20 protein-coding genes are annotated in these 21,911 nt (G+C 36.5%); 11 read left to right on the top strand and 9 right to left on the bottom strand.

The genetic code is table 11. From position 1 onward, the window contains the following. Window positions 1–21 precede the first annotated feature (21 nt). Complete coding sequence (gene fabZ / locus CEQ83_RS25015; RefSeq protein ID WP_013059788.1) at window positions 22–456, top strand: 3-hydroxyacyl-ACP dehydratase FabZ; 435 nt, start codon at window positions 22–24, stop codon at window positions 454–456. 28 nt (window positions 457–484) lie between these two features. Here fabZ and CEQ83_RS25010 read toward each other — a convergent pair whose 3' ends face one another. Both CEQ83_RS25010 and CEQ83_RS25005 read right to left on the bottom strand, forming a co-directional pair. Further along, window positions 485–907 (bottom strand): helix-turn-helix domain-containing protein, encoded by a 423-nt coding sequence (locus tag CEQ83_RS25010; protein ID WP_028411995.1) that lies wholly within the window; start codon window positions 905–907, stop codon window positions 485–487. 523 nt (window positions 908–1,430) lie between these two features. Next, entirely contained in the window at window positions 1,431–1,868 is a 438-nt protein-coding gene (locus CEQ83_RS25005; protein ID WP_028411996.1) for a YwpF-like family protein, read from the bottom strand. A gap of 96 nt (window positions 1,869–1,964) precedes the next feature. On the opposite strand from CEQ83_RS25005, the gene ssb reads away from it, so the two are divergent. Further along, window positions 1,965–2,327: a single-stranded DNA-binding protein gene (ssb, locus tag CEQ83_RS25000; RefSeq protein ID WP_028411997.1), complete on the top strand. Its 363-nt coding sequence runs from the start codon at window positions 1,965–1,967 to the stop codon at window positions 2,325–2,327. Between the two features lie 282 nt (window positions 2,328–2,609). On the opposite strand, the gene CEQ83_RS24995 is transcribed toward ssb, so the two are convergent. From CEQ83_RS24995 to CEQ83_RS24985, 3 genes are all read right to left on the bottom strand, one after another. Then, on the bottom strand, window positions 2,610–3,656 hold the full coding sequence (locus CEQ83_RS24995) for a C40 family peptidase (protein WP_028411998.1): 1,047 nt from the start codon (window positions 3,654–3,656) through the stop codon (window positions 2,610–2,612). A 297-nt stretch (window positions 3,657–3,953) separates the two neighbouring features. After that, a complete protein-coding gene (locus CEQ83_RS24990) occupies window positions 3,954–6,584 on the bottom strand; it encodes a DEAD/DEAH box helicase (protein WP_028411999.1) in 2,631 nt (876 codons plus the stop codon). Continuing rightward, a complete protein-coding gene (locus CEQ83_RS24985; protein WP_028412000.1) occupies window positions 6,577–8,139 on the bottom strand; it encodes a hypothetical protein in 1,563 nt (520 codons plus the stop codon). The genes CEQ83_RS24990 and CEQ83_RS24985 overlap by 8 nt, the downstream gene beginning before the upstream one ends. Before the next feature lie 241 nt (window positions 8,140–8,380). On the opposite strand from CEQ83_RS24985, the gene galU reads away from it, so the two are divergent. The 3 genes from galU to CEQ83_RS24970 all read left to right on the top strand — a co-directional run bounded on the left by galU (window position 8,381) and on the right by CEQ83_RS24970 (window position 11,569). After that, entirely contained in the window at window positions 8,381–9,265 is an 885-nt protein-coding gene (gene galU / locus CEQ83_RS24980; RefSeq protein WP_028412001.1) for a UTP--glucose-1-phosphate uridylyltransferase GalU, read from the top strand. A gap of 246 nt (window positions 9,266–9,511) precedes the next feature. Then, entirely contained in the window at window positions 9,512–10,795 is a 1,284-nt protein-coding gene (locus tag CEQ83_RS24975; protein ID WP_028412002.1) for a nucleotide sugar dehydrogenase, read from the top strand. Window positions 10,796–10,861: 66 nt separating this feature from the next. Further along, window positions 10,862–11,569, top strand: a complete 708-nt coding sequence (locus tag CEQ83_RS24970; RefSeq protein WP_028412003.1) for a WecB/TagA/CpsF family glycosyltransferase — start codon at window positions 10,862–10,864, stop codon at window positions 11,567–11,569. Between the two features lie 36 nt (window positions 11,570–11,605). On the opposite strand, the gene CEQ83_RS24965 is transcribed toward CEQ83_RS24970, so the two are convergent. Together CEQ83_RS24965 and CEQ83_RS24960 are read right to left on the bottom strand one after the other, a co-directional pair. After that, on the bottom strand, window positions 11,606–13,135 hold the full coding sequence (locus CEQ83_RS24965; protein WP_028412004.1) for a flotillin lipid rafts scaffold protein FloT: 1,530 nt from the start codon (window positions 13,133–13,135) through the stop codon (window positions 11,606–11,608). Between the two features lie 20 nt (window positions 13,136–13,155). After that, a complete protein-coding gene (locus CEQ83_RS24960) occupies window positions 13,156–13,689 on the bottom strand; it encodes an NfeD family membrane protein (RefSeq protein WP_013059777.1) in 534 nt (177 codons plus the stop codon). Between the two features lie 629 nt (window positions 13,690–14,318). On the opposite strand from CEQ83_RS24960, the gene CEQ83_RS24955 reads away from it, so the two are divergent. Beyond that, window positions 14,319–15,371: a glycosyltransferase family 4 protein gene (locus tag CEQ83_RS24955; RefSeq protein ID WP_013059776.1), complete on the top strand. Its 1,053-nt coding sequence runs from the start codon at window positions 14,319–14,321 to the stop codon at window positions 15,369–15,371. Between the two features lie 38 nt (window positions 15,372–15,409). On the opposite strand, the gene CEQ83_RS24950 is transcribed toward CEQ83_RS24955, so the two are convergent. Next, window positions 15,410–16,408 carry an LCP family protein gene (locus tag CEQ83_RS24950; RefSeq protein WP_028412005.1) on the bottom strand — a complete coding sequence of 333 codons (999 nt, stop codon included), beginning with the start codon at window positions 16,406–16,408 and terminating at the stop codon, window positions 15,410–15,412. A 195-nt stretch (window positions 16,409–16,603) separates the two neighbouring features. Next, window positions 16,604–17,239 carry a YigZ family protein gene (locus tag CEQ83_RS24945; RefSeq protein WP_028412006.1) on the bottom strand — a complete coding sequence of 212 codons (636 nt, stop codon included), beginning with the start codon at window positions 17,237–17,239 and terminating at the stop codon, window positions 16,604–16,606. A gap of 438 nt (window positions 17,240–17,677) precedes the next feature. Here CEQ83_RS24945 and CEQ83_RS24940 point away from each other — a divergent pair, with 438 nt between their 5' ends. The 5 genes from CEQ83_RS24940 (at window position 17,678) to CEQ83_RS24920 (ending at window position 21,908) form a co-directional block, all read left to right on the top strand. Then, on the top strand, window positions 17,678–18,826 hold the full coding sequence (locus CEQ83_RS24940) for a sensor histidine kinase (RefSeq protein ID WP_013059773.1): 1,149 nt from the start codon (window positions 17,678–17,680) through the stop codon (window positions 18,824–18,826). Between the two features lie 77 nt (window positions 18,827–18,903). After that, on the top strand, window positions 18,904–19,587 hold the full coding sequence (locus CEQ83_RS24935; protein WP_013059772.1) for a response regulator: 684 nt from the start codon (window positions 18,904–18,906) through the stop codon (window positions 19,585–19,587). 379 nt (window positions 19,588–19,966) lie between these two features. Next, the gene (gene fliS, locus CEQ83_RS24930) at window positions 19,967–20,398 is read left to right on the top strand and encodes a flagellar export chaperone FliS (protein WP_081732844.1); all 432 of its coding nucleotides are present in this window, start codon (window positions 19,967–19,969) and stop codon (window positions 20,396–20,398) included. 120 nt (window positions 20,399–20,518) lie between these two features. After that, window positions 20,519–20,956, top strand: a complete 438-nt coding sequence (locus CEQ83_RS24925; protein WP_028412008.1) for a YaaR family protein — start codon at window positions 20,519–20,521, stop codon at window positions 20,954–20,956. Between the two features lie 106 nt (window positions 20,957–21,062). Further along, a complete protein-coding gene (locus tag CEQ83_RS24920; protein ID WP_028412009.1) occupies window positions 21,063–21,908 on the top strand; it encodes a DegV family protein in 846 nt (281 codons plus the stop codon). Window positions 21,909–21,911: the final 3 nt, after the last annotated feature.

Genomic DNA, 21,911 nt, shown 5'->3' with positions numbered 1-21,911 from the left:
GGTTTGAAAGGAGACTTATTTATGCTTGATATTGAACAAATTAAAGAAATTATTCCACACCGATATCCATTTTTATTGGTCGATCGTATTTTAGAAGTGGAAGAGGGAAAGAAAGCAGTTGGTTTAAAAAACGTATCTGCCAATGAAGAATTTTTTAACGGGCATTTCCCTGACTATCCTGTGATGCCAGGGGTTTTAATTGTAGAAGCTTTGGCTCAGGTAGGAGCAGTAGCTATGCTAAAAAAAGAGGAAAATCAAGGACGTTTAGCATTTTTTGCAGGCATTGACAACTGCCGTTTTAAAAAGCAAGTAAGACCTGGTGATCAACTGCGTTTAGAGGTTGAAATTGTACGTGCGCGTGGATCTATTGGCAAAGGAAAAGGTATCGCAACTGTAGATGGAGAGTTAGTCTGCGAAACAGATATTATGTTTGCTTTAGGCGATAAAAAAGAATAGTACATAAGAGCTGCTGATGCAGCTTTTTTTATTGGCGCTGCAAAGCAGAAAAAAGTTTCTTTAATAAAGGTATAATATCCGTTAGCAACTCTTTTTGAAGAGTTGGTGACAGAGATGAAAATTGTAAGAGCACATGTTTTAATAAGGGCTGTTTATCTATGAGGGTTAAAATGGTATTTTCCTGTGAATCCGATTCACGTTTTCTTGTTAAGTAAAGAAGTTGGAAGTCATGTAAATAATCTTGTTTATAAGAGGAAGGCTCAATAAGTTGGTCGAGCGTAATTTGAAAACAATTACATAGAGATAGAAAATCAAAAATGGAAGGCGTTTGTTTCGAACATTCCCATTTTGAAATAGTTGTACGAGAAACATTCAACTGATTTGCTAATTCTTCTTGTGAAAATCCTCCTTTTAGTCTGAAATGTTTAATTCTTTCTCCAAAATCTTTCATATGCATCACCTGATTTCGTAAAGATAAGTATATGTCTTATTGTTCGAATGTAGTTCATGTTCTTTGTAACATGCTTAATTTGCACAATATGAAACATATACACTTTACTTTCTGCAATAGAGGGAATAAAACCTGTTTTTATTTCTTTTTTTTCTCTAAAAAGATTCATTTTTCTGCATGGATATAAAAAAAAGAACAAAAATAGAGGTTTTTATAGTAAAAAAATCCTATTTTTTGTTCGGTATATTGAAAAAAATGGTTGAATAACGGGGAAAAATGCATTAATATACGAATTACAAAGAAAAAGGAGTGAAAAAATGACAAATTTTTATTTGAAAAGGCAAGGTGCTCGCATAAGAGATAATCGCTTCAAACGTTCTAGTCATGCACATTTATTTTTAGGAAAAAAAGAAAGGTACCTCTCCAGTGAGTTCTCTTTTCTTTACCCTTCTCATGGACCAACGAAAAAGACCTCAAACAATAATCCTCTCTTTTAAATCCAGATACCTTGAGATGACTTGACTTATTTTTTAGATGTACTTTTTACCGGTCTGTTTCGAAGCTGCAGTTTGAACTGTTGAAGTAAATCTTGACCTGATAACCCTTGGTTAATTAAATCCTCTAAGAGCATTTCAGCATAATGAAGTCTCCGTTCTTTTAAAACACCTTTCATCAACAAACTAATACGATTTTCACCAATTGAAGTAATGGAAGCCACGGTAGCTATAAAGGTAGCTGGATCATTTGTTTCTTTCGTAATTTTAGCTTCTACCGTCACTTTTTGTTTATCTTTCAACAAAACATGAAATTCATCGTACCATTTCTTATCGATAACTGCTTCTAAAATCCAGTTATTTTCGCCGTCTTCTTTATTAATAATAAGGCCATTAGTTAGTGAGACAGACTGACGCTTTTCTTGATCATCAACCAATTGAAATGACACAAGTTTAAATGTTTTCATTGATGTTTCCTCCTTTACGTAAATAGTAGGTTATCCATATTATAACATGAATGAGCTTAAAGATTCCCATTATTCAATCAGTTGGAGTGGTAGACTATGATTAACCATATTGTTCTTGTAGGAAGACTGACAAAAAAGCCGGAGCTTCGATATACCCATGAAGGGATTGCCGTATCTACTATTACGTTAGCAATTAATCGAACGTTTCGAAATGTTGAAGGTGAATATGATGCTGATTTTGTCAACATTACTCTGTGGAGAAAAAATGCAGAAAATACAGCTGCTTACTGTGATAAAGGAGCGGTTGTAGGCGTGGTAGGGCGTGTACAAACGCGCACATTTGAAAATAATCTTCAGCAACGAGTATATATGACCGACGTTGTGGCTGATGCGGTTAAATTTTTAAGTGGAAAGCCATCTGATTCTTCTTCATTTGGTTCAAATCAACAAGAAGAATAAAGTGATCTAGTATGAAAGGGGGTGATTAGTTCAGCTAAGGTTTTAATTCCCCTTATCTATCATAATAGAAGATAGATCCTCCTTAAGAGCAAGGCTCTTTCTATATTCTCAAGAGAGAAAATTAAAGTATTCACTATCCCCGAATTATTCCTCTATTTCAGCCGTTAAATTATTTAACGGTTTTTTTAATGAAAAGATCCGAACGAGTTTGATTCTCCATCAAGAATCAAACTCATTCGGATCTTCCTTCAGCTAACATACTCTTGTCTCAGCTTCTATCAGTTATTTAGCAAACCTTTTTGCACCTAAGTAGCGCTTGCTCCAGTAGCTGTTATCTAAGCTTGCAATGGTTACACCGGTAGAAGATCCAGCATGAATAAATTGACGATTACCAAGGTAAATGCCCATATGTGTAGGGCCGCTAGAATATGTATTAAAAAACACTAGGTCACCAGGCTGTGGATTACTTACGGGTGTTGATACACTCCAATAACCAGCCGTCGTATAGCGCGTTGTAGAAATTTGTTGTTTCATTACGTAATAAATGAATCCGCTGCAGTCGAAACCAGAAGGAGTTGTGCCACCCCATTTGTAAGGAACACCCATATAACGTTTTGCATCTGAAATCATTTGCGATACATTTAATGTTCCGCTAGAAGTTGAAGGTGTTGATGTACTTGGTTTTGTTGTTGGCGTAGTTGTTTGAGCGCTTTTTGATACCTTTAATTGTTGATTTACATAAATCGTATTAGACGTTAATCCATTTATTTGTTTTAATTCGCTCACGCTCATGTGAAATGCCGAAGCTATTTTAGACAGGCTATCTCCACGCTGAACTTTGTAAGTTCCGTTTGCATCCTTAGAAGGAGTTTCTGCTGGTTTACTCGTAGTTGGAGTCGATGCGCTGTTGCTTCCATTTACTTTTAACGTTTGGTTAATATAAATGATGTTGGAAGAAAGAGTGTTCAAACGTTTTAATTCTTCTACGCTCATATTAAAACGAGTAGCCACTTTCCAAAGGGTATCGCCGCTTTGAACTTTATAGGTTGAACCAGTAGCAGGAGCTGAAGGCTTTTCTTCCTTATTAGATGGTTGAGAGGTTGAAGCAGAAGGAATCGATAACGTTTGTCCTATGCGAATTGTATTTGAAGATAACTTATTTACGCTTTTTAAAGCTTCTATCGTTGTATGATATTTAGTAGATAACGACCAAAGTGTATCTCCAGCTTTCACTTGAACAGTTGAAGCAGATGCTTCAGCTGAAGCTTGATATAAGAATGTCCCGCCAACAATGGCGCCTAGAGATAAAGCGAGCTGCCTTTTTTTCATTAATAAATCCCCCTAATTATGTAAATGTTTCGTGTTTATTTTTCCAATATGTCTATTAAATTACAAAAATATTATATGTATAAATATGCTGGAATTTAAAGAGAAAGTAAAGGGTCTTTTTCGCTATAAAAATACCTTTTTATTCAAAAAACGATATTTATCGCGTTTTTTGTATCTTTATCAGTAGTTGAAGAACGATTTACACTTATTTTTTTGTGTCGAATGATCTAATAAAAAAAGAGGACAAGTAAAAAAGTCCTCTTTTTGGTAACGGTGTAACACATTTTATAATTTTTCTTATTCATTTCTGTAAGCAAGAAGCTCTTGTAGCTCTTTATTCGAAAGTTCTGTTACCCATTGATCTCCTTGGATGAGTTCATTGTTGAGATGTTGTTTTTGATTGATCACTTCATCAATTTTTTCTTCAATCGTTCCTCTTGTAATGAATTTATGAACATGAACAAATTTATTCTGACCAATGCGATGGGCCCGATCGGTTGCCTGGTTTTCAACGGCTGGGTTCCACCATCGGTCAAAATGAATAACGTGATTTGCAGCTGTTAAATTCAATCCAGTTCCACCTGCGCGAAGAGAAAGGATAAAGATGGCTTTTTTCCTTGCTTGAAATTGAGCAACCATTTCATCTCTTTGCTCTTTTGACAAACTTCCGTGAAGGAATAAAACCGGCTCGTTGATTTCTTTTTCTAAGGTTCGTTGTAGCATGAGTCCTGTTTCAATATACTGAGTAAAGATTAAACAGCTTTCTTGCTGTGTGCGAATGCTCTCTACGAGTTCAATAATTTTTTCACTTTTATGAGATCGCCGTACCGTTTGTTTAGCTGCACTTTCCTTTAAGTACAAAGCTGGATGATTGCATAATAATTTTAGCTTATTTAGTGTTTGCAAAATCATGCCTTTTCGTTCAAATCCTGTTTTTTCCTCTGTTTCTTGAAGCATTTCTTGAACTAGCTCCTGGTAAAGTGAAGCTTGTTCCGCTGTCAGCGGGATATATTCTTTTTGTTCTTGTTTATCAGGCAGTGAGCGGGCGATGCTTTTATCTTGTTTTGTTCTTCTCAATAAGAAAGGTTGAATGAGTGCTTTAAGCTCAACAGTTCGTTCAGGTTTCTCGCCTTTTTCAATGCCGGCTACAAATCGGTTTTTAAATGAATTGATTGTTCCTAAGTAACCGGGATTGATGAATTCAAATAATGACCATAGTTCCAGCAGACGGTTTTCAATTGGAGTTCCAGTAAGCGCAATTTTGTGTCTTGCTTGCAGCTGACGGATGGCTCTCGCCTGTTTAGTCTGCGGGTTTTTAACATGTTGCGCTTCGTCTAAGGAAATGCTGTTCCATATAAACCCTTTCAACAATTCGACATCCAAAAGGGCAACTTGATAAGTCGTAATCACCACGTCAGTACTTTCACATATCTTCTCAAATGCATCTCCGCCGGTTCTTTTCGGCCCGTAATGAACATGAACACGAAGAGAAGGGGCAAATTTCTGTAATTCTTTTTCCCAGTTTCCAATTAAAGAAGTTGGGCAAACGATAAGAGAAGGAAAGCTATGTAACTGATGAATGTTTGTTAAATAACTAATTAATTGAATGGTTTTACCTAGCCCCATGTCATCTGCTAGACATCCTCCTAAGTTAAACTTTCTCAAAAACATGAGCCAATTCAAGCCTTGCTGCTGATAAGGTCTTAATATCCCTTTAAATTCAGAGGGAGGCAGCACTTCCGGCAGCCGTTCTAAATCCGTTAAGGATGTAATAAATGATTGAAAGGAAGCGGGGAGTTGGAATTCAACTTTTACCTCTTCTTCATCAGTTTTACTGTCTGCCATGTAGGTTAGCTTCGTTTTTAAAATTTCATGAATTGAGACGCCTTTTTTACTAGCTTCTTTAACAATTTTCTGCGCTTGTTTAATTAATCTAGAATCCAGTTGAATCCACTGTCCGTTAATAGATAATAATCGGCGTTTTTGTTCGACTAATTTCCGAAACTCTTCTTCTGAAAAAGTTTGATCGCCAATAGAAAATGACCAGCGGAAGCTGCTGATAGCTTGTTTACCAAACAATGCAGATGAAGTATTTTCTATAGCGCCAGATACTTTTATGGTGGCTTTTTTTAATGATTCCCACCAGCTTGGCAAATGGATAGAGACACCTTGTTCAATCAATGCTGCACTATCTTGAGTTAGAAATTCCCATACTTCCTCATCTGTTAGGACAGACTGAATAAACGCTCCTTTTTGGTATAAAGTAGGAGCCAATGCTTTCCATCGTTCGTGTTCGTAAGCGATATATGATTCGTAGTGATTCCACTCTTTAGGAAGTGTTCCTCCCAGTATAAAAGGTTCTTTGGCTTCATCGTGGGGAATCACAAATGTTTCAGCCGTCCATACATCTCCATCGGTCGTTGGCTCTACAACACGCAATGAAAGGTCAAAGGGAGGATTATAGCTCTCGCCTCCTATGCTTATTAAAAAGTCTTTTCCTTCTTTTTTTAATAGGCTCTCTTTAATTTGTGCTCGCCACTCTTGCTCATCAGCTTGTGAAAGCGATCCAGTCATTTGTTTTTTTAAAGGAAGAGAATGAAATTTCCCTTGGATAATCTTCTTTGTCATATCGACTGCAATTTGCTGATAATCTTCCGCTGAAGCGGACAAAGCCGGTTTCAACACATGCTGTTGAATAGGTGATTGTATGAAAGTGAACATTTGCCATGCAGAAAGAAGAATTCCTTTTTTTCCATTAATCTCAACCTGTGTAGCTTCACTTCCGTAATAGGTCTGTTCATGCCATAGAAACAGCGCATCTTTCCATGTATCAGGGAGCAAAATTTGGCCGCTAGGTGATACACAGTAGAGAAAAAAGTCATCGTGTACAGGTTCGACTTCAAGTGTTAAATGAAACAAATCAAACATTCAGTAAATCTCCTTTTTCTAATAGTTGTTGAAATGCGCGCTGTTTCTTCGTTTTTATCGCTAATTCTTCTATATAATGTTCCCATAGTAGAGAGCGATTCATTTGTAGATAAAGTCTTTTTAATTCTTGTAAGTAGATATAGGCTTCTTGATAACTGCTTTTCTTTTTTTCATAAATCAGCTTTGAAATCATTTGATGATAAAGAGGAATAACCAGCTTTTCATCTTTTTGTTTTAAGGCCTCTATCGTTTGCTCGTCATATTTAATGCTGTCATATTGAAGAAGCACCTGTAATTCAACCCATTTTTTTAATTGGTTAGAAGCATATAGAAAATCACTGTATTCAATAAAACTATAGGGAAGTAATGTTTGCAATGCTTCAGTATACAAAGTTTGCTCGTTCGTTAAGTCTTTATAGTGCTGAAATAAATTTACAATCATGGAGACCATATTTCGGCTTCCTTGATAAGTAGTTGGAACGGTGCGTACGTAATCTCCTATATAGGTCATTATATAAGAGCCCCACTGAGCAAAGCGGTCAGTTTCTTTTTCGTGCAATAAATCATTTAACCAAGGGATAAGATAGGGAATCATTTGTAATGTTCCATCGCTCAAACGTTCTTTTGCTTCTCTATCTTTTTCTTGAAGAAATAAAAGATAGGAAAGAGCTGTATTATTTATAAAAGAACCATGCTTGGCTTTTAATTCGCGTTCCTCATTTTTTCGCCATCTTTCTAACGTGAAGACTTTTTGCCAAATAACGCGATAAATTTCAATACGCTCATATTGTAAAGGCATATCATTATGCAATAATTCTCGGATGTATGGGATGCTGTCCTCTATAATAGATAATGCATCCCGATCGTATTTCGTTTGCTTTAATGAATCAGCGGTAGCATAAATTTCATTTGTTATTTTGTAGACGTGACTATATACGAATGATTCCTCGATGTTAGTAGAAAGCTGATGTGCCTGTAATTGAGCTGATAGTTTATAAAATGTATGAACCGCTCCATACATACAAAATAAAGCATAAAGCAATGGATGCTCAGGAGCTTTTTTCACTAAAGAACGGTAATAGTACTGATAATATTCATGATAAATGGACCGGTCATTTTCGTTCCGCCCCTGCATAAAAAGCGTATACTGCTCCTCAAAAGTTTGTCTCCACTCTTGAAAAGTTGCCTTGGGTTTTTTTAACACTTGTTTGGCAGATAGCATAGTCAAAGCTTCTTTCTCATGGTTTCGCCATTCTTTGAATAGGGGCGAAAGCGGTTCTATTAATGAATACATATAAAAAAACGCTGCAAAGCAGTGTTCACAAAATCCGTTATGCTGACAAGAACAGGTACTTTCAGGGAGTAGCTGTTTGTTTAGTTCAACATAAAACGAATCGATTTTAACGTTTAATATCTGTTCATCATTGTGCAAAATGAAGAATGAATGGGTACGGTAAAGGTCTAGTCCTGCTTGGGCATTTGTACGATAGCGTGCATCACTGTACGGGAAATGATGTATAAATTGGTGCTGTAAGTGATCTGAAAACGAACTCATAATCCCATTCCTTTCTATACATAAATGGAACATAAAATTATATTTATAAGTGATTAATTTTCTTTTCATTATAAATGATAAAAATAGAATTATACAAAATCTTTTGTTATGATAAAGCAGAATCCAACATGACTCTTTATAAAAAGAAATGGATTCAACATGACTTTGTGTACATACTCAATCGAAGACTTACTATACTATAACCAATAAGCACGATTGACATTGACAGGAGGAAAAGTAAGTGAAAATTCGTAAAGCTATTATTCCAGCAGCTGGATTAGGGACACGCTTTTTGCCGGCTACAAAAGCACAGCCTAAAGAAATGCTGCCAATTGTAGATAAACCAACGATTCAATACATTGTGGAAGAAGCAGTAGCATCAGGTATTGAAGATATTTTAATTGTAAGCGGTCGCGGAAAACGAGCAATCGAGGATCATTTTGATAAATCATATGAGCTAGAAGAAACATTAGCGGCAAAGGAAAAGTGGGACATGCTTGAAGAAGTGCAGGGGATTTCGAATTTGGCTAATGTTCACTACATTCGTCAAAAGGAACCTAAAGGATTAGGTCATGCCATTCACTGTGCAAGAAGTTTTATCGGAGATGAACCGTTTGCTGTTATGCTAGGGGATGATGTAGTCCAATCAGAAACACCTTGTTTGAAACAGTTAATGGACGTATACGAAAAATATGAATGCGCTGTAGTTGGTGTACAGGAGGTGCCTAGGAAAGAAACCTCAAAGTACGGAATTGTAGGTCCTAAAGGAGAGCCTCTTGAAAAAGGATTATTAGACGTAGAAACGCTCGTTGAAAAACCGAATCCAGAAGATGCCCCTTCAGGCTATGCAATTATGGGGCGCTATATTTTAACACCGGAAATTTTTGATATCTTAAGCAGAGAAGAGATTGGTGCAGGTGGAGAAATTCAATTAACAGATGCTATTTTACGTCTGAATGAATTTCAACGTGTTCTTGCTTATTATTTCGAAGGAAAACGTTATGATGTTGGAGATAAATTTGGATTCATTAAAGCAACAATTGATTTAGCCTTACAAAGAGAACCGCTGCGAGAAGAGTTAGTGAGCTATTTTAGAGAAATTGTCGAAAAAGAAGGGCATATGTAAAAATAGATTTACTAGGAGAACTATTGGGAATCATGGAGATTTTCAATAGTTCTTTTGGGTTAGAGCCCGTTGTACAAAAGATGGTTATATCGTTTATTGATGAATTCTCATAAAATGTTACATAATAATAAGTAAAAGAAATTATTTCATGTTTTTATATAAATGCTATCATGAAATGACATTTTTCGATATAATATCAGATAGGTTTTATTTATTAAGCATGTCATATAAAGGAGATTTTCTGCAATGACAAAGAAATTGTGTGTAGTTGGTTTAGGATATATAGGTTTACCGACAGCTGTTATGTTTGCCAATCACGGCTTATATGTACATGGTGTTGACGTAAATGAAAAAGCAGTAGAATTAATTAAAAATAAGCAACTTCATATAGAAGAAAATGGCTTACAAGAACGTTTAGAATCAGCAGTTGACAACGGCCACTTTACGGTAGGCACAACAGCTGAAGAGGCGGATATTTTTATTATTGCTGTACCATCACCAATTAATGAAGATAAAACGGCAAACTTGAACTATGTTCGAGAAGCGACAAAATCAATTGTTCCTTACGTTCGTAAAGGAAATTTAGTTATTTTAGAATCCACAGTTCCTCCGCGTACAGTAGAAGACGTTATGCTACCTGTGCTAAAAGAAACTGGTTTAGAATTAGGCAGTGAGTTATTTGTTTCTCACTCACCTGAACGTGTTATTCCAGGAAAAGTATTTGAGGAACTAGTAAATAATGACCGTATTGTCGGTGGTATTAACGAAGAGTCCAGTCGCTTGACTGTTGAGCTTTATAAAACATTTGTAAAAGGAAATATTCACGTAACGGATGCTACAACAGCTGAAATGGTGAAAGTAATTGAAAACACATATCGTGATGTGAACATTGCCTTTGCAAATGAGCTGGCAAAAATCAGTGAAAAAATTGGTGTAAATGCGTGGGAAGCGATTAAGTTAGCGAACTATCATCCACGTGTAAACATCCATTTACCAGGTCCTGGTGTAGGCGGCCACTGTATTGCTGTTGACCCTTGGTTCTTAACGGAGCTTCAGCCAGAACTTGCGAAAATTATTTCTCTTTCTCGTCAGACAAATGATTCAATGCCTGAATATACAGCATTAAAAACGAAAAGCCTACTAGATGAGAAGGGCATTCAACATGGACGTGTAGCTGTTTTAGGTTTAGCTTTTAAAGGAAATATTGATGATATGCGTGAAAGTCCATCAACGGATGTGCTTCATCACTTAGAAAAGCTAGGTGTTGATTACACAGCATTTGATCCTCATATCAAAGAGAATAAAATCGAACGTCAGACGCAAAGTTTGGATGAAGCTGTTGCACATGCAGATGTGATTCTTATTTTAACAGATCATAATGAGTTCAAAGAGCTTCTTCCATCAGCTGTTGAAAATCATATGCGTACAAAGATTATTTTTGATACGAAAAACTGCATTCAGCGTGATCAATGGAAAGCAGCAGGCTTTGACGTAGTGTTACTTGGTGATTCAAAAGTTTCTACTTTATAAAAAGACGGGCTGAACAGCCTGTCTTTCGTTTGTAAAAAACTAAAAAATCAACATACGGGTGATTTAATGAAGGAAAACATCTTAGGAATAGACGTTTGTAGCGACACGTACGATGAGCTAGCGGCAAAGTTACTTCAGGATATAGATAAAGGCCGAAAATCATTTATTGTAGCAATCAATCCTGAAAAAATTATGAAAGCACAAGAAGATCAGGAACTAAAGTCACTGTTAAATCAAGCGACTTATCAAATTCCAGATGGAATCGGTGTGATTTTAGCTTCAAAGCTCAAAAAGGGACGTATTCGTGAGCGTGTAACGGGTATTGATATGATGCTGAAGCTGTGCAAAGAAGCAACTAATAACGGTAAAAGAATTTTTTTATACGGAGCCAAGCCTGGCATTGCAGATGAAGCCAAAGCTAAATTGGAAGAGATGTTTCCAGGGATTTTAATTGTTGGAACATTAAATGGCTATGAAAAAAATGAAGAAGTTATTGAACGTACGATTAATGATTCAGGAGCAGAAATTGTGTTTGTCGCTTTAGGCAGTCCAGCGCAAGAAAATTGGATTATTGCTCATAAAGAAAAACTCAATCCTTCTGTTTATCAAGGCGTAGGCGGCTCGTTTGATGTTATTTCAGGACGATTGAACCGGGCACCGGCTGTTTTTCAAAAATTTGGTTTAGAGTGGCTTTATCGACTATTAAAAGAACCATGGAGATGGAAGCGTCAGTTAGAATTGCCTAGGTTTCTTCTTCGAGTGTTAAGAGGTTAAAAAAGCATGCGGATTATATCCGCATGCTTTTTATTTTTAGATATCTTCTTTTTTGTTTTGTTGCTTGATTTCATCCGTTAGTTCGTGCAAGCTCTGGCGCACATTTCCTTTTCCAGAAAAGTTCTCAATCAATTCCTTTACATCTATACCTGAGGATGCTTTCAGCGATTCTTGAAGAGAAGACATTAAGTTTGTTGCATAACCAGTCACTTTATTAGCTCCGCTGTTTTCACCGTTGCTTCCTGTATCCACAACCGTAATTTTATCGATATTTGCTAAAGGACTTGCAACTTGTTTTGCATATTCAGGAAGCATTTTGATAATCATATCTAAAATAGCCGCTTGACCAAACTGCTCGAATGCTTCCGCAACTTTTTGTTTAGCCTCTGCTTCTGCTAAACCTTTTAAGCGGATAATCTCAGCTTCAGATTCACCTTGGGCACGCTGAGCGTCAGCTTTTGCTAAACCATCAATTCGAACGCGTTCAGCTTCAGCTTTAGCCATTGCTTCAATTCGATATTTGTTGGCGTCAGCTTCCGCAAGCTGTTTTGCTTTTTCAGCTTCTGCGGATTGCTCAACAGAGTAACGATCTGCATCTGCTTTCTTTTTTACTTCAGAATCGTATTGACGCTCACGACGAAGAATTTCTTTTTCTTCTAATTCAATTTGTTTCTGACGTTCAATAATGCGGATTTGCATTTCTTGTTCTGTTACATCTTGTTTCGCGCGAGCTGTTTCTAGATCATACGCTTGGTCAGCACGAGCTTTGGCAATATCTTGTTCGCGACGATATTCAGCGGTTTTTAATTGATTCATTTTTTCAGCTTCCGCGATTTCTGTATTTCGCTCAAGCTCCGCTTTTTGGGCATCTTTATGAGCCTCGGCACGCTTGATTCTTGTTTCTTTTTCAGCTTCCGCTGTTGCAATGTCAGCATCTCGCTTAACTTGAGCAATACGAGGCTTCCCTAGCGATTCTAGATAGCCGTTCTTATCCCGAACGTCTTTAATTGTAAACGATACAATAATTAATCCCATTTTAGCTAGATCTTGTGAAGCTACGCGCTGTACTTCTTGAGAGAATTTTTCACGGTTTTTATAAATTTCTTCGACCGTCATAGAACCAAGAATCGAACGAAGGTGACCTTCTAAGACTTCTCTAGCTTCGGTTTCACGATCTTCTTTTGCTTTGCCCAAAAACTGCTCAGCGGCCGTTGCGATTTCTGAAATAGAACCTCCAATTTTGATGATTGATACCCCATCAGCCATAACAGGAACACCTTGTTCTGTATATACTTCAGGTGTAGATACTTCCAGTTTGCTTGACAGCAAGCTCAGAGGCTCAGCCTGCTGAAAAACTGGCAGTACAAACGTACCGCCGCCGCGAACAATTTTAATGCGGTTTCCGGATTCATCGACGTGCACGTTTTTATTTCCGAGATAGCTCCCTGTTACAATTAACGCTTCATCTGGACCTGCTGTACGGTATTTTGTAATAAATACGGCAATCAGCGCAATTAATAAAAAAACAACAATTCCAACGACAACTAATATAGGTGTTGAAAACATAAAACTCCCCCTAATACTATTTATAATGAGTGATTGGTCATAACTTCTTCGTAAATCACAACGAGTGCGTTGCCCCTTTGTATATCTACCACAAGCACTTTGCTGCCTAAAGGTATAGCAGTGTTTTTAAAGCTGGCAGCGGGTTTGGAGATCGTGCCGCTAACCCCTTCGATAAATACTTCTCCATAACCATCTGCAGGAACGGAAGTAATAATGGTACCAAGTCTTCCTTTTAACGAATCTTCAGTAAAAGCAAGAGACTCTTCAGCCGATGATAAAGGAATCAATACGAAAACGTTGAGCAAAATAACGAGTAGAAGGGCAATAAGAGCGGAAATCGAAATAATCCAATAATTTTGCAATGACGTATAGGTGAACAAATATCCACTGGCACTAAAGAATGTTAAAAAAGAAAAAAGAAGAGTGGGGTTAAAAAAAGGTATCGCTTCGGATAATCCATCTAACAAATCGCTAAATAAAATGTATAAGAAGGTGAGACTTCCGCAGATAATTAATCCATACAAATACACTGTTTGAACAGATAGACCGAACATAGTTCATTCAACACCCCCTTTATGTAAGATGATTGATACTGTTTCTACTATGTATTACGAACCGCATCAAAAAAAGTTTCATTTTTTTGATAAAATTCCTTTTTTTGTTTAATTTTATCTCTGTCCATTTCACTATATTTTAACTTTTAAATGATATAAGATAAGGACAACGATTCAGCGAATGTGGTTTGAAGTAGTGGACATGCATAGGTCAAAAGTTTGTTCATATAATGAGTGGGGCCATGTGAAATAAAAATAAAGGTTTAAATATGCTTAATAAAAAGGAAAAAGAGTTAAAGATGACGAATAAATTAGACGAAAAGGGGGGAGTTCGCTTATATTTTAATAAAATACAGTAAAGAAAATGTTCTACATAAAATAACCACATAAGAATAAAGTAAATCAGCTGTTTATACACCAAAAAATACAGTTCTTTTCTATTAATAGTTTGTAAATGTGCTAATTTTTGAGAATAAATTTCTATTTAAGTAGTAGAATCATTGTGATATAATCCATTTTGGGAATAAGTAAGTAATTATTGTTATACGCAATTTGAAATACTATCCAATTATATAAAGTTGGATACATTTTTTATGGTTTTGGTTAACATAAACCTGAGGAGGGTCTCCATGCTATATTTGACCTTGTTTATTTGTTTTATTACATCTATTCTGATCACTCCGCTGGTTAAGAAGCTGGCGTTTAAAATAGGTGCAACGGATAAACCAAATCAACGAAAAGTTCATCAAAAAATTATGCCTCGCCTTGGAGGTTTGGCGATATTTTTTAGTTTTCTTATTGGATACCTCGTTTTACAGCCTGACAGTAAATATGCGCTGCCGATTTTAATCGGAAGCATCATTATCATCATTACCGGTGTCTTAGATGATATGATTGAGCTATCCGCTAAAATCAAATTAGGCGGTCAGCTAGTAGCGACATTAATTGTTGTTGTATACGGTGGAGTCCAAATTGACTTCATTAACTTGCCGTTTGGCGGAAAATTAGAATTCGGAATGTTAAGTATTCCAATTACGGTATTATGGATTGTAGGAATTACCAATGCTATTAATTTAATTGATGGATTGGATGGATTAGCTGCCGGCGTTTCCTCTATTGTATTGATTACCATCTCTGGTATGGCTATTATGATGGGTAATGTGTTTGTGACAAGCATGGGTTTCATCGTATTGGGAAGTACGCTCGGATTTTTGTTTTACAACTTTCACCCCGCTAAGATTTTCATGGGCGATACAGGAGCACTATTTTTAGGCTATATGATTTCTGTATTGTCTCTGTTAGGATTTAAAAATGTAGCGGTTATTTCCTTCATTGTTCCAGTTATTATTTTAGGGGTACCAATTTCAGATACGTTCTTTGCTATTATTCGCCGAATCGTAAAAAATCAACCGTTATCGGCTCCTGATAAATCTCATTTGCATCATTGCTTGTTGCGCTTAGGGTACAGCCATAGACAAACGGTTTTAATTATTTATGGAATGAGTGCGATATTTGGTTTAGCGGCAGTTATCTTTTCAAAGGTACAAACAATGTGGGGGTCTTTTCTTGTACTAGCTATCCTCCTTGTGGCGATTGAAATTATCGTTGAAAAAATAGGATTAGTTGATAAGACATATAGGCCAATTCTTAACATGGTTCGTGGGCTTCGTTTAAAAAATTAATTAAAAAGACCTCTTGGATATCCAAGAGGTCTTTTTAATTATTCTGTTGTATCTGAAGTTGATTCAATGCCTAAATGCTTGCGGAGCTTTTCACTTACTTTTTCCACTGAATCATTGTCTAGTTTGAAGTAGTAAACGCCGTTAATTTTTTCATCGCTACCGTCTAAGTTAATGGTTTCGATGTCTACTTTTTTCGAAGCGTAATCATAAAACGAAAGCATTTCACCGAACATTAAATTCGTTTTCATATTATCGCCAACCGCTTCGATAAGATTGCCATATTTATTAAGTGATCCAATGGAAGCAGCTTTTTTAATCATGGCTTCGATCAACTGCTGTTGTCTTTTTCCTCGCTCAATATCGTTGTCTTGTTTTCGTGTTCGAGCAACAGCTAACGCTTCTTCACCATTCAAATGTTGGTTTCCTGGTTTTAAGACAATAGCATTATGACGATCTTTTGAGTCCTTTTCACTCATCGCATAAGGTACATCAAAATCGATTCCCCCAAGTGAGTCTACAATGTCTGTGAAAGCTTTAAAATTCACTTTAACATAGTAATCAACAGGGACATTAAACAGCTGTTCTACCGTTTCTACAGTTGCTTTTGGACCTCCGTACGCATGCGCATGCGTAATTTTATCTTTTTTGTTCACTTCAGGTATATAAACCCGCGAATCTCGAGGTATGCTTACAAGCTTTACGGTTTTATTTGTTTCGTTAAAGGTCGCCAAAATCAAAGCATCTGTACGGGCTGATTTTCCGAACTTCCTGGTTTCACTGTCATCTACGCCCATAAATAAAATGGATATATCATCTTTTTTGGGATCGATTTTACGATCACGCATAGGAGAGTTATCGCGATCTCCAAGTCCTTCATAAGAATCAGAAGCTACTGTTTTAGCCTTAACAAATAAATAAGAGCCATAAGCGGTTGCAGAAAGCCCTAAAATAAGGATAGGTAACAGAAAAAATGTAAAAAGCCTTCGTTTTCTTTTCCGTTTGTTTACTCTTTTTTGAAAACGTCTATATTGAGCCATACGGTTTCTCCTTTTATTCGTATATTCGAACACTTATTGTGACACTTAGTATGTGTTATAAATTGGAATGTATGAATCAAACTCGTCAAAGCTATGCGTCTTTACGAGGTTTTTACTCATTGACAAGTAGCGCAACCATCAGAATAGTTGCGCTATTTATCAATTGTACAATGTTTTTTAATAAGAGTAAATAATTCATTCTACATCTTCTTCTAAATAGGTCGTCTCACCTGCTCGAATATCTGCTTGGCCGTTTGTTAGCTCGGTCATCCATTCAATAAATGCTTCTGTTTGAGCTTCCTCTACAAATGTTTCAATCTCTACCATGTCTGCGTAGTGGATTTCTTTTAATAGATAAACGGAACTGCGAAGCTCATTTTCTAATTTTCCAAGCCATGTATAGTCGACGGTTGTATGCATAACCGCCATGAGAGTTCGTTTGACTGTACCTAATTCATTTAACGCTTCGGAAACGGATTTTCCATACGCGCGCACCAATCCACCTGCGCCCAATTTAATACCTCCGAAATAGCGCGTAACGACGACTACCGTATCTTTTAAGCCTCTCTTTTTAAGCACTTCTAACATTGGTACGCCTGCTGTTCCACTTGGTTCTCCATCATCGTTTGCTTTTTGAAATTGATCTCGTTCTCCAATTAGGTAAGCTGAACAGTTATGAGTAGCATTCCAGTGCTGTTTTTTAATGTCTTGAATAAATTGCTGAGCTTCTTCCTCAGTTGTTACACGTTTCATATGACAAATGAATCTAGATTTTTGAATAGTGATTTCATGTGAACCTTCTTGTTTTACGGTATAATATTGTGATAACAATCAAAAAATCCTCCTTAGCGTTATAAATAGAAGAAAAACGGGTATTTACGTACTGTTTACTTGCTATTAGTATAAAATGTTTATGAAAAGACATCAATTAATCAAATTCAACATCACTTAAACAACCCATACAGAATATACGTTATAATAAAATAGTGTGCAGGCTTGTATAGCTAAATAATGAAATGATTTAAACAGGCAGTTAGTCACTGTTGAAGAGTGAGCGTAAATGGTAATCTATTCAAATAACGCGAGTCAAGCGTCGATTGATGTCGAGTTTGAGGGTACTAAAACAACCGTTACTTTTTGGATATAAAAAGTCAGATAGGGAGAAAATATGGATCTTATCCTCACAATTCAGATAGGTCATACGAATACTATATATAGCATGAACGTATAGACATTTCTCCGAATGTGAGTATAGTTTGGGGTGAGTAAATGTCGAAACATAAATTAACAAGCAAGGCACTTGATGAAATTTTTGAGAAGATTATTGGCACAGTGGGAGATAGTAAAAATGAAGTCTATCGCCTTTCTGAAGATGCCAGACAAGAATATCAGCAAATTAAAGAAGAGTTAGAAGTGTTAAAAGGAAAAGTTCTTGAGACGATAGAGCAAGGTGATAAATTGGAAACTCAGGCAAGGTTGGCTCGAAAGCGTTTGTCTGATGTGAGCCGACATTTTCAAATTTATTCAGAGCCTGAAGTAAAAGACGCTTATGAAAAAGCACACGAATTACAAACTAAGCTGCTGATGAATCAGCAAAGCGAATATCAGCTGCGTAATCGTCGAGATGAACTAGAAAGACGCTTGCTTACATTGGAAGAAACGATTAAACGTGCAGATCACTTAGTAGGTCAAATTTCCGTTGTGTTAAATTATTTAACAAGTGACTTAAAACAAGTAGGGGAAATAGTAGAAGATGCTATTCAAAAAGAGTATTTTGGCTTTCGGATTATTGAAGCTCAGGAAGAGGAACGGAAACGTTTGTCAAGAGAGATTCATGACGGCCCAGCTCAAATGCTTGCAAATGTTATGATGAGATCAGAATTAATTGACCGAATTTACCGGGAACGTAGTGCAAAAGAAGCAATGGAGGAAATTCGAGATTTACGAAAAATGGTTCGTTCTGCCCTATACGAAGTACGTCGAATTATATATGATTTAAGACCGATGGCACTTGACGACTTAGGTCTAATTCCGACGCTGCGTAAATATCTTGATACAATCGAAGATTATAACGAAGGCAAGCCTCGGATTACGTTTATTTCCATTGGACAAGAGAAGCGAACTGCTTCAAAATTAGAAGTAGCACTGTTTCGTCTAGTGCAAGAAGCTGTAACGAACGCATTAAAACATGCAGACGCGACGGAAATCCAGGTGAAGATAGAGTTCAACAATGAACACGCTATTTTGCTGGTCAAAGATGACGGCTGTGGTTTTAATCAAGAAGAGAAAAAAGAGAATTCGTTCGGCTTAATAGGAATGAAAGAGCGTGTTGATTTGTTAGATGGGACTATTTCTGTTCATTCGAAAATTAACCAAGGCACGCTTGTTATGATTAAAGTACCGATTATAGCCGCTTAAAAAGGCAGAGATATGTATATAAATAGGGGTCAATATAGAGTAAAACATTTGTTGTTCGATTTGGGGAGGAATCAAACATGCAGACAAGAATTATCATAATCGACGATCACCAATTATTCCGTGAAGGAGTAAAAAGAATTTTAGATTTCGAAAAAGATTTTGAAGTAGTTGCAGAAGGTGACGACGGTAGCGAAGTTATTGACCTTGTAGAAGAACATCAACCTGATGTTGTAATCATGGATATTAACATGCCGGCTGTGAATGGTGTAGAAGCTACGAAAAAGCTTGTAGAAGTAAATCCGGATGCTAAAGTTATTATCTTATCTATTCATGATGATGAGACGTATGTAACTCATGCCTTGCAAACAGGGGCACGAGGCTATCTGCTAAAAGAAATGGATGCGGATGCGTTAATTGAAGCGGTGAAAGTAGTTGCAGAAGGTGGTTCATATTTACACCCTAAAGTAACGCATAGTTTAGTAAAAGAGTACCGTCGACTAGCAGCTCAAGGACAGTCGTCTTCTTATCCGCACGAACCAATTGAGATTCGCCGTCCACTGCATTTGCTAACACGTCGTGAGTGCGAAGTGCTACAATTGTTGGCTGATGGTAAAAGTAACCGAGGAATCGGAGAAGCATTATATATTAGTGAAAAAACCGTTAAAAACCATGTGAGTAATATTTTGCAAAAAATGAATGTAAATGATCGCACGCAAGCTGTTGTTGTGGCAATCAAAAACGGTTGGGTAGAAGTAAGATAAGTTCAAAAGTCCGATATACCGCTAGGTATATCGGACTTTTTTTTTTCTTTTTATAACTTTTTTTGAAATTGTGGGTAAAAAGTCATGTGTAATGAGAGAGGAAACCAACCGATAAGTTAAGGGAAGAAGATATCTTCTAGGAAGGCGAAGGGTGATAGCTCTGTGCATTTACTCGTCCTTCAACTTTCGACAAAAGCATCCATACCTCAAAACAATGTCCATCCATTTGATGCAAGCTCTTGTAAAGGAAGGTCTTCAATACATTCAGATACATATGAGGTCGTAAAAGAATTTATTCAAACCTCAACTGGTATACTTTAAAAATTTAAGAGTTATAGCGCAACACATAGAAAATGGATTTAAAGAAGGCAAGAAGGTGATGAAGCTGAATTTTATAACGGAAGAATTAATCTATCATAAATCTCCTCAAGAGCTAACAGCTATGATGTATGAAAAATTTATTCAAAATATTGATGAAGCTGTTAGAGCAATTCAACACAGCGATTATTTTACAGCGAATGAAAAAATTAAACAGTGCAACGATATTTTATATCGTCTAGGAATTGGCTTAACATATCAAGCAGGTATTATTGCAGAGCAGTTAGATACCCTTTACAACTATATGTCTGAGAGATTAATTATGGCTAATTTAAAAAAAGATACGTTTATTTTATGTGAAGTTCAACAAATGATGAAGAAGCTTTCTAACGCTTGGAATGAAGTGTTAAAAGAGACGCCTAAAGTTACCTCTTCGCCCCGCAAAAACAAGCTGTCTTCTTATGAACAGCACATACGTATTACTCTTAGCTAAAGGATAATCATCATATCCACGCATCAGATGCCTCTCGAAACTTTTCAGCTAATCAAGCAAGCACATCTAAAAGTCTAAACTGAATGAAGTGTATACTAACAGAGAAAGGAGAGATACATAGTGGAGTTACAGCGAATTAACGGTCTTTCTTCTTCCGTGAATCTCATTAGAGAAAAAGAAGTAAGTAGTTCGGCTTCATTTACAGGAGTAATGGTAAAGAAACAAAAAGAACTGACCTATGAACATTTAACTCAAGTGATAAATAAAATTGAAGAACAGGGAAAGCAGTTAGTAAAAAGTCAAACTATTGATTCTTTGCGGAAATACAAGACGCTTGTGAAGCAGTTTATGAACGAAGTCGTTAAAAATAGTTTTGAACTGCATGAAGAAAGAGGATTTAACCACAGAGGAACGACTAAAGTATATAAGCTAGTGAAAGAAGTGGATACGAAACTAGTTGACTTGACAAATGATATCCTTCAAAAAGAAAAAGACAGTTTAAATTTACTCAAGCAGGTAGGGGAAATTCAAGGTTTGTTAATTAATATGTATACGTGAAGGAGCTTTTACTAATAGGTAAACCTCTCGTTACATGCATTTTAATCCTAAATGTTGTAGAATAGAGTGAAATTATTTTATATAACAAAGGATGGATCCCTATCTTATGAAAACAGCAATTATTACAGATAGTACCGCCTATATATCAGAGGAAATTCGATCAAACTATCATATACATATGGTACCGCTAAGCGTTATTTTTGGTGAAGAAACATATCGTGAAGAAGTAGATATGACTGCAAAACAATATTTTGAAAAAATTAAAGAAGCAAAAAATCTTCCAACCACTTCTCAGCCTGCTATTGGAGAATTTGTAGAGTTGTTTGAACAGTTAAAACGAGATCAGTTCGATGCTGCTATCGTTATTACGTTATCTAGTGGAATTAGCGGAACGTATCAGGGTGCTTTGACGGCAGGTAGCATGGTAGAAGACTTTGATGTGCACGTATTTGATTCAGAAATCAGCTGTATGGTTCAGGGCTTTTATGCGATTGAAGGAGCCGAGATGGTCCGATTAAATAAACATCCTGACGAAATCATTGCGCGTTTCGAAGAGATGAAACTATCAATGCGTGCTTATTTTATGGTAGATGATTTATCTCACTTACAGCGCGGAGGTCGCCTAAATGCTGCTCAGGCTATTATTGGCAGTCTTCTTCAAGTAAAGCCCGTGCTCCATTTTGAATCTAAAAAAATCGTTCCGTTTGAAAAAATTCGTACGCGTAAGCGAGCATTAAAACGAATTACCGAGCTTCTTGATGAAGATGCAAAAGAAAACGTACCTATGAAAGCTGTAGTTATTCATTCTAATCGTGAAAATGAAGCAAAAGAAATTCAACGAGACTTAGAACAAGAATATCCTCATATTGAATGGAGCCTTTCTTATTTTGGGGCTGTCATTGGCACGCATTTAGGTGAAGGTGCCATCGGTATAGGCTGGTATAAAAAGTAATCG

The sequence above is a fragment of the Priestia megaterium genome, assembly GCF_009497655.1.
GTDB classification, from domain to species: Bacteria; Bacillota; Bacilli; order Bacillales; family Bacillaceae_H; genus Priestia; species Priestia zanthoxyli.
The sequence above is the reverse complement of the archived record's forward strand: the minus strand, read 5'-3'. Positions and strand labels throughout refer to the sequence as shown.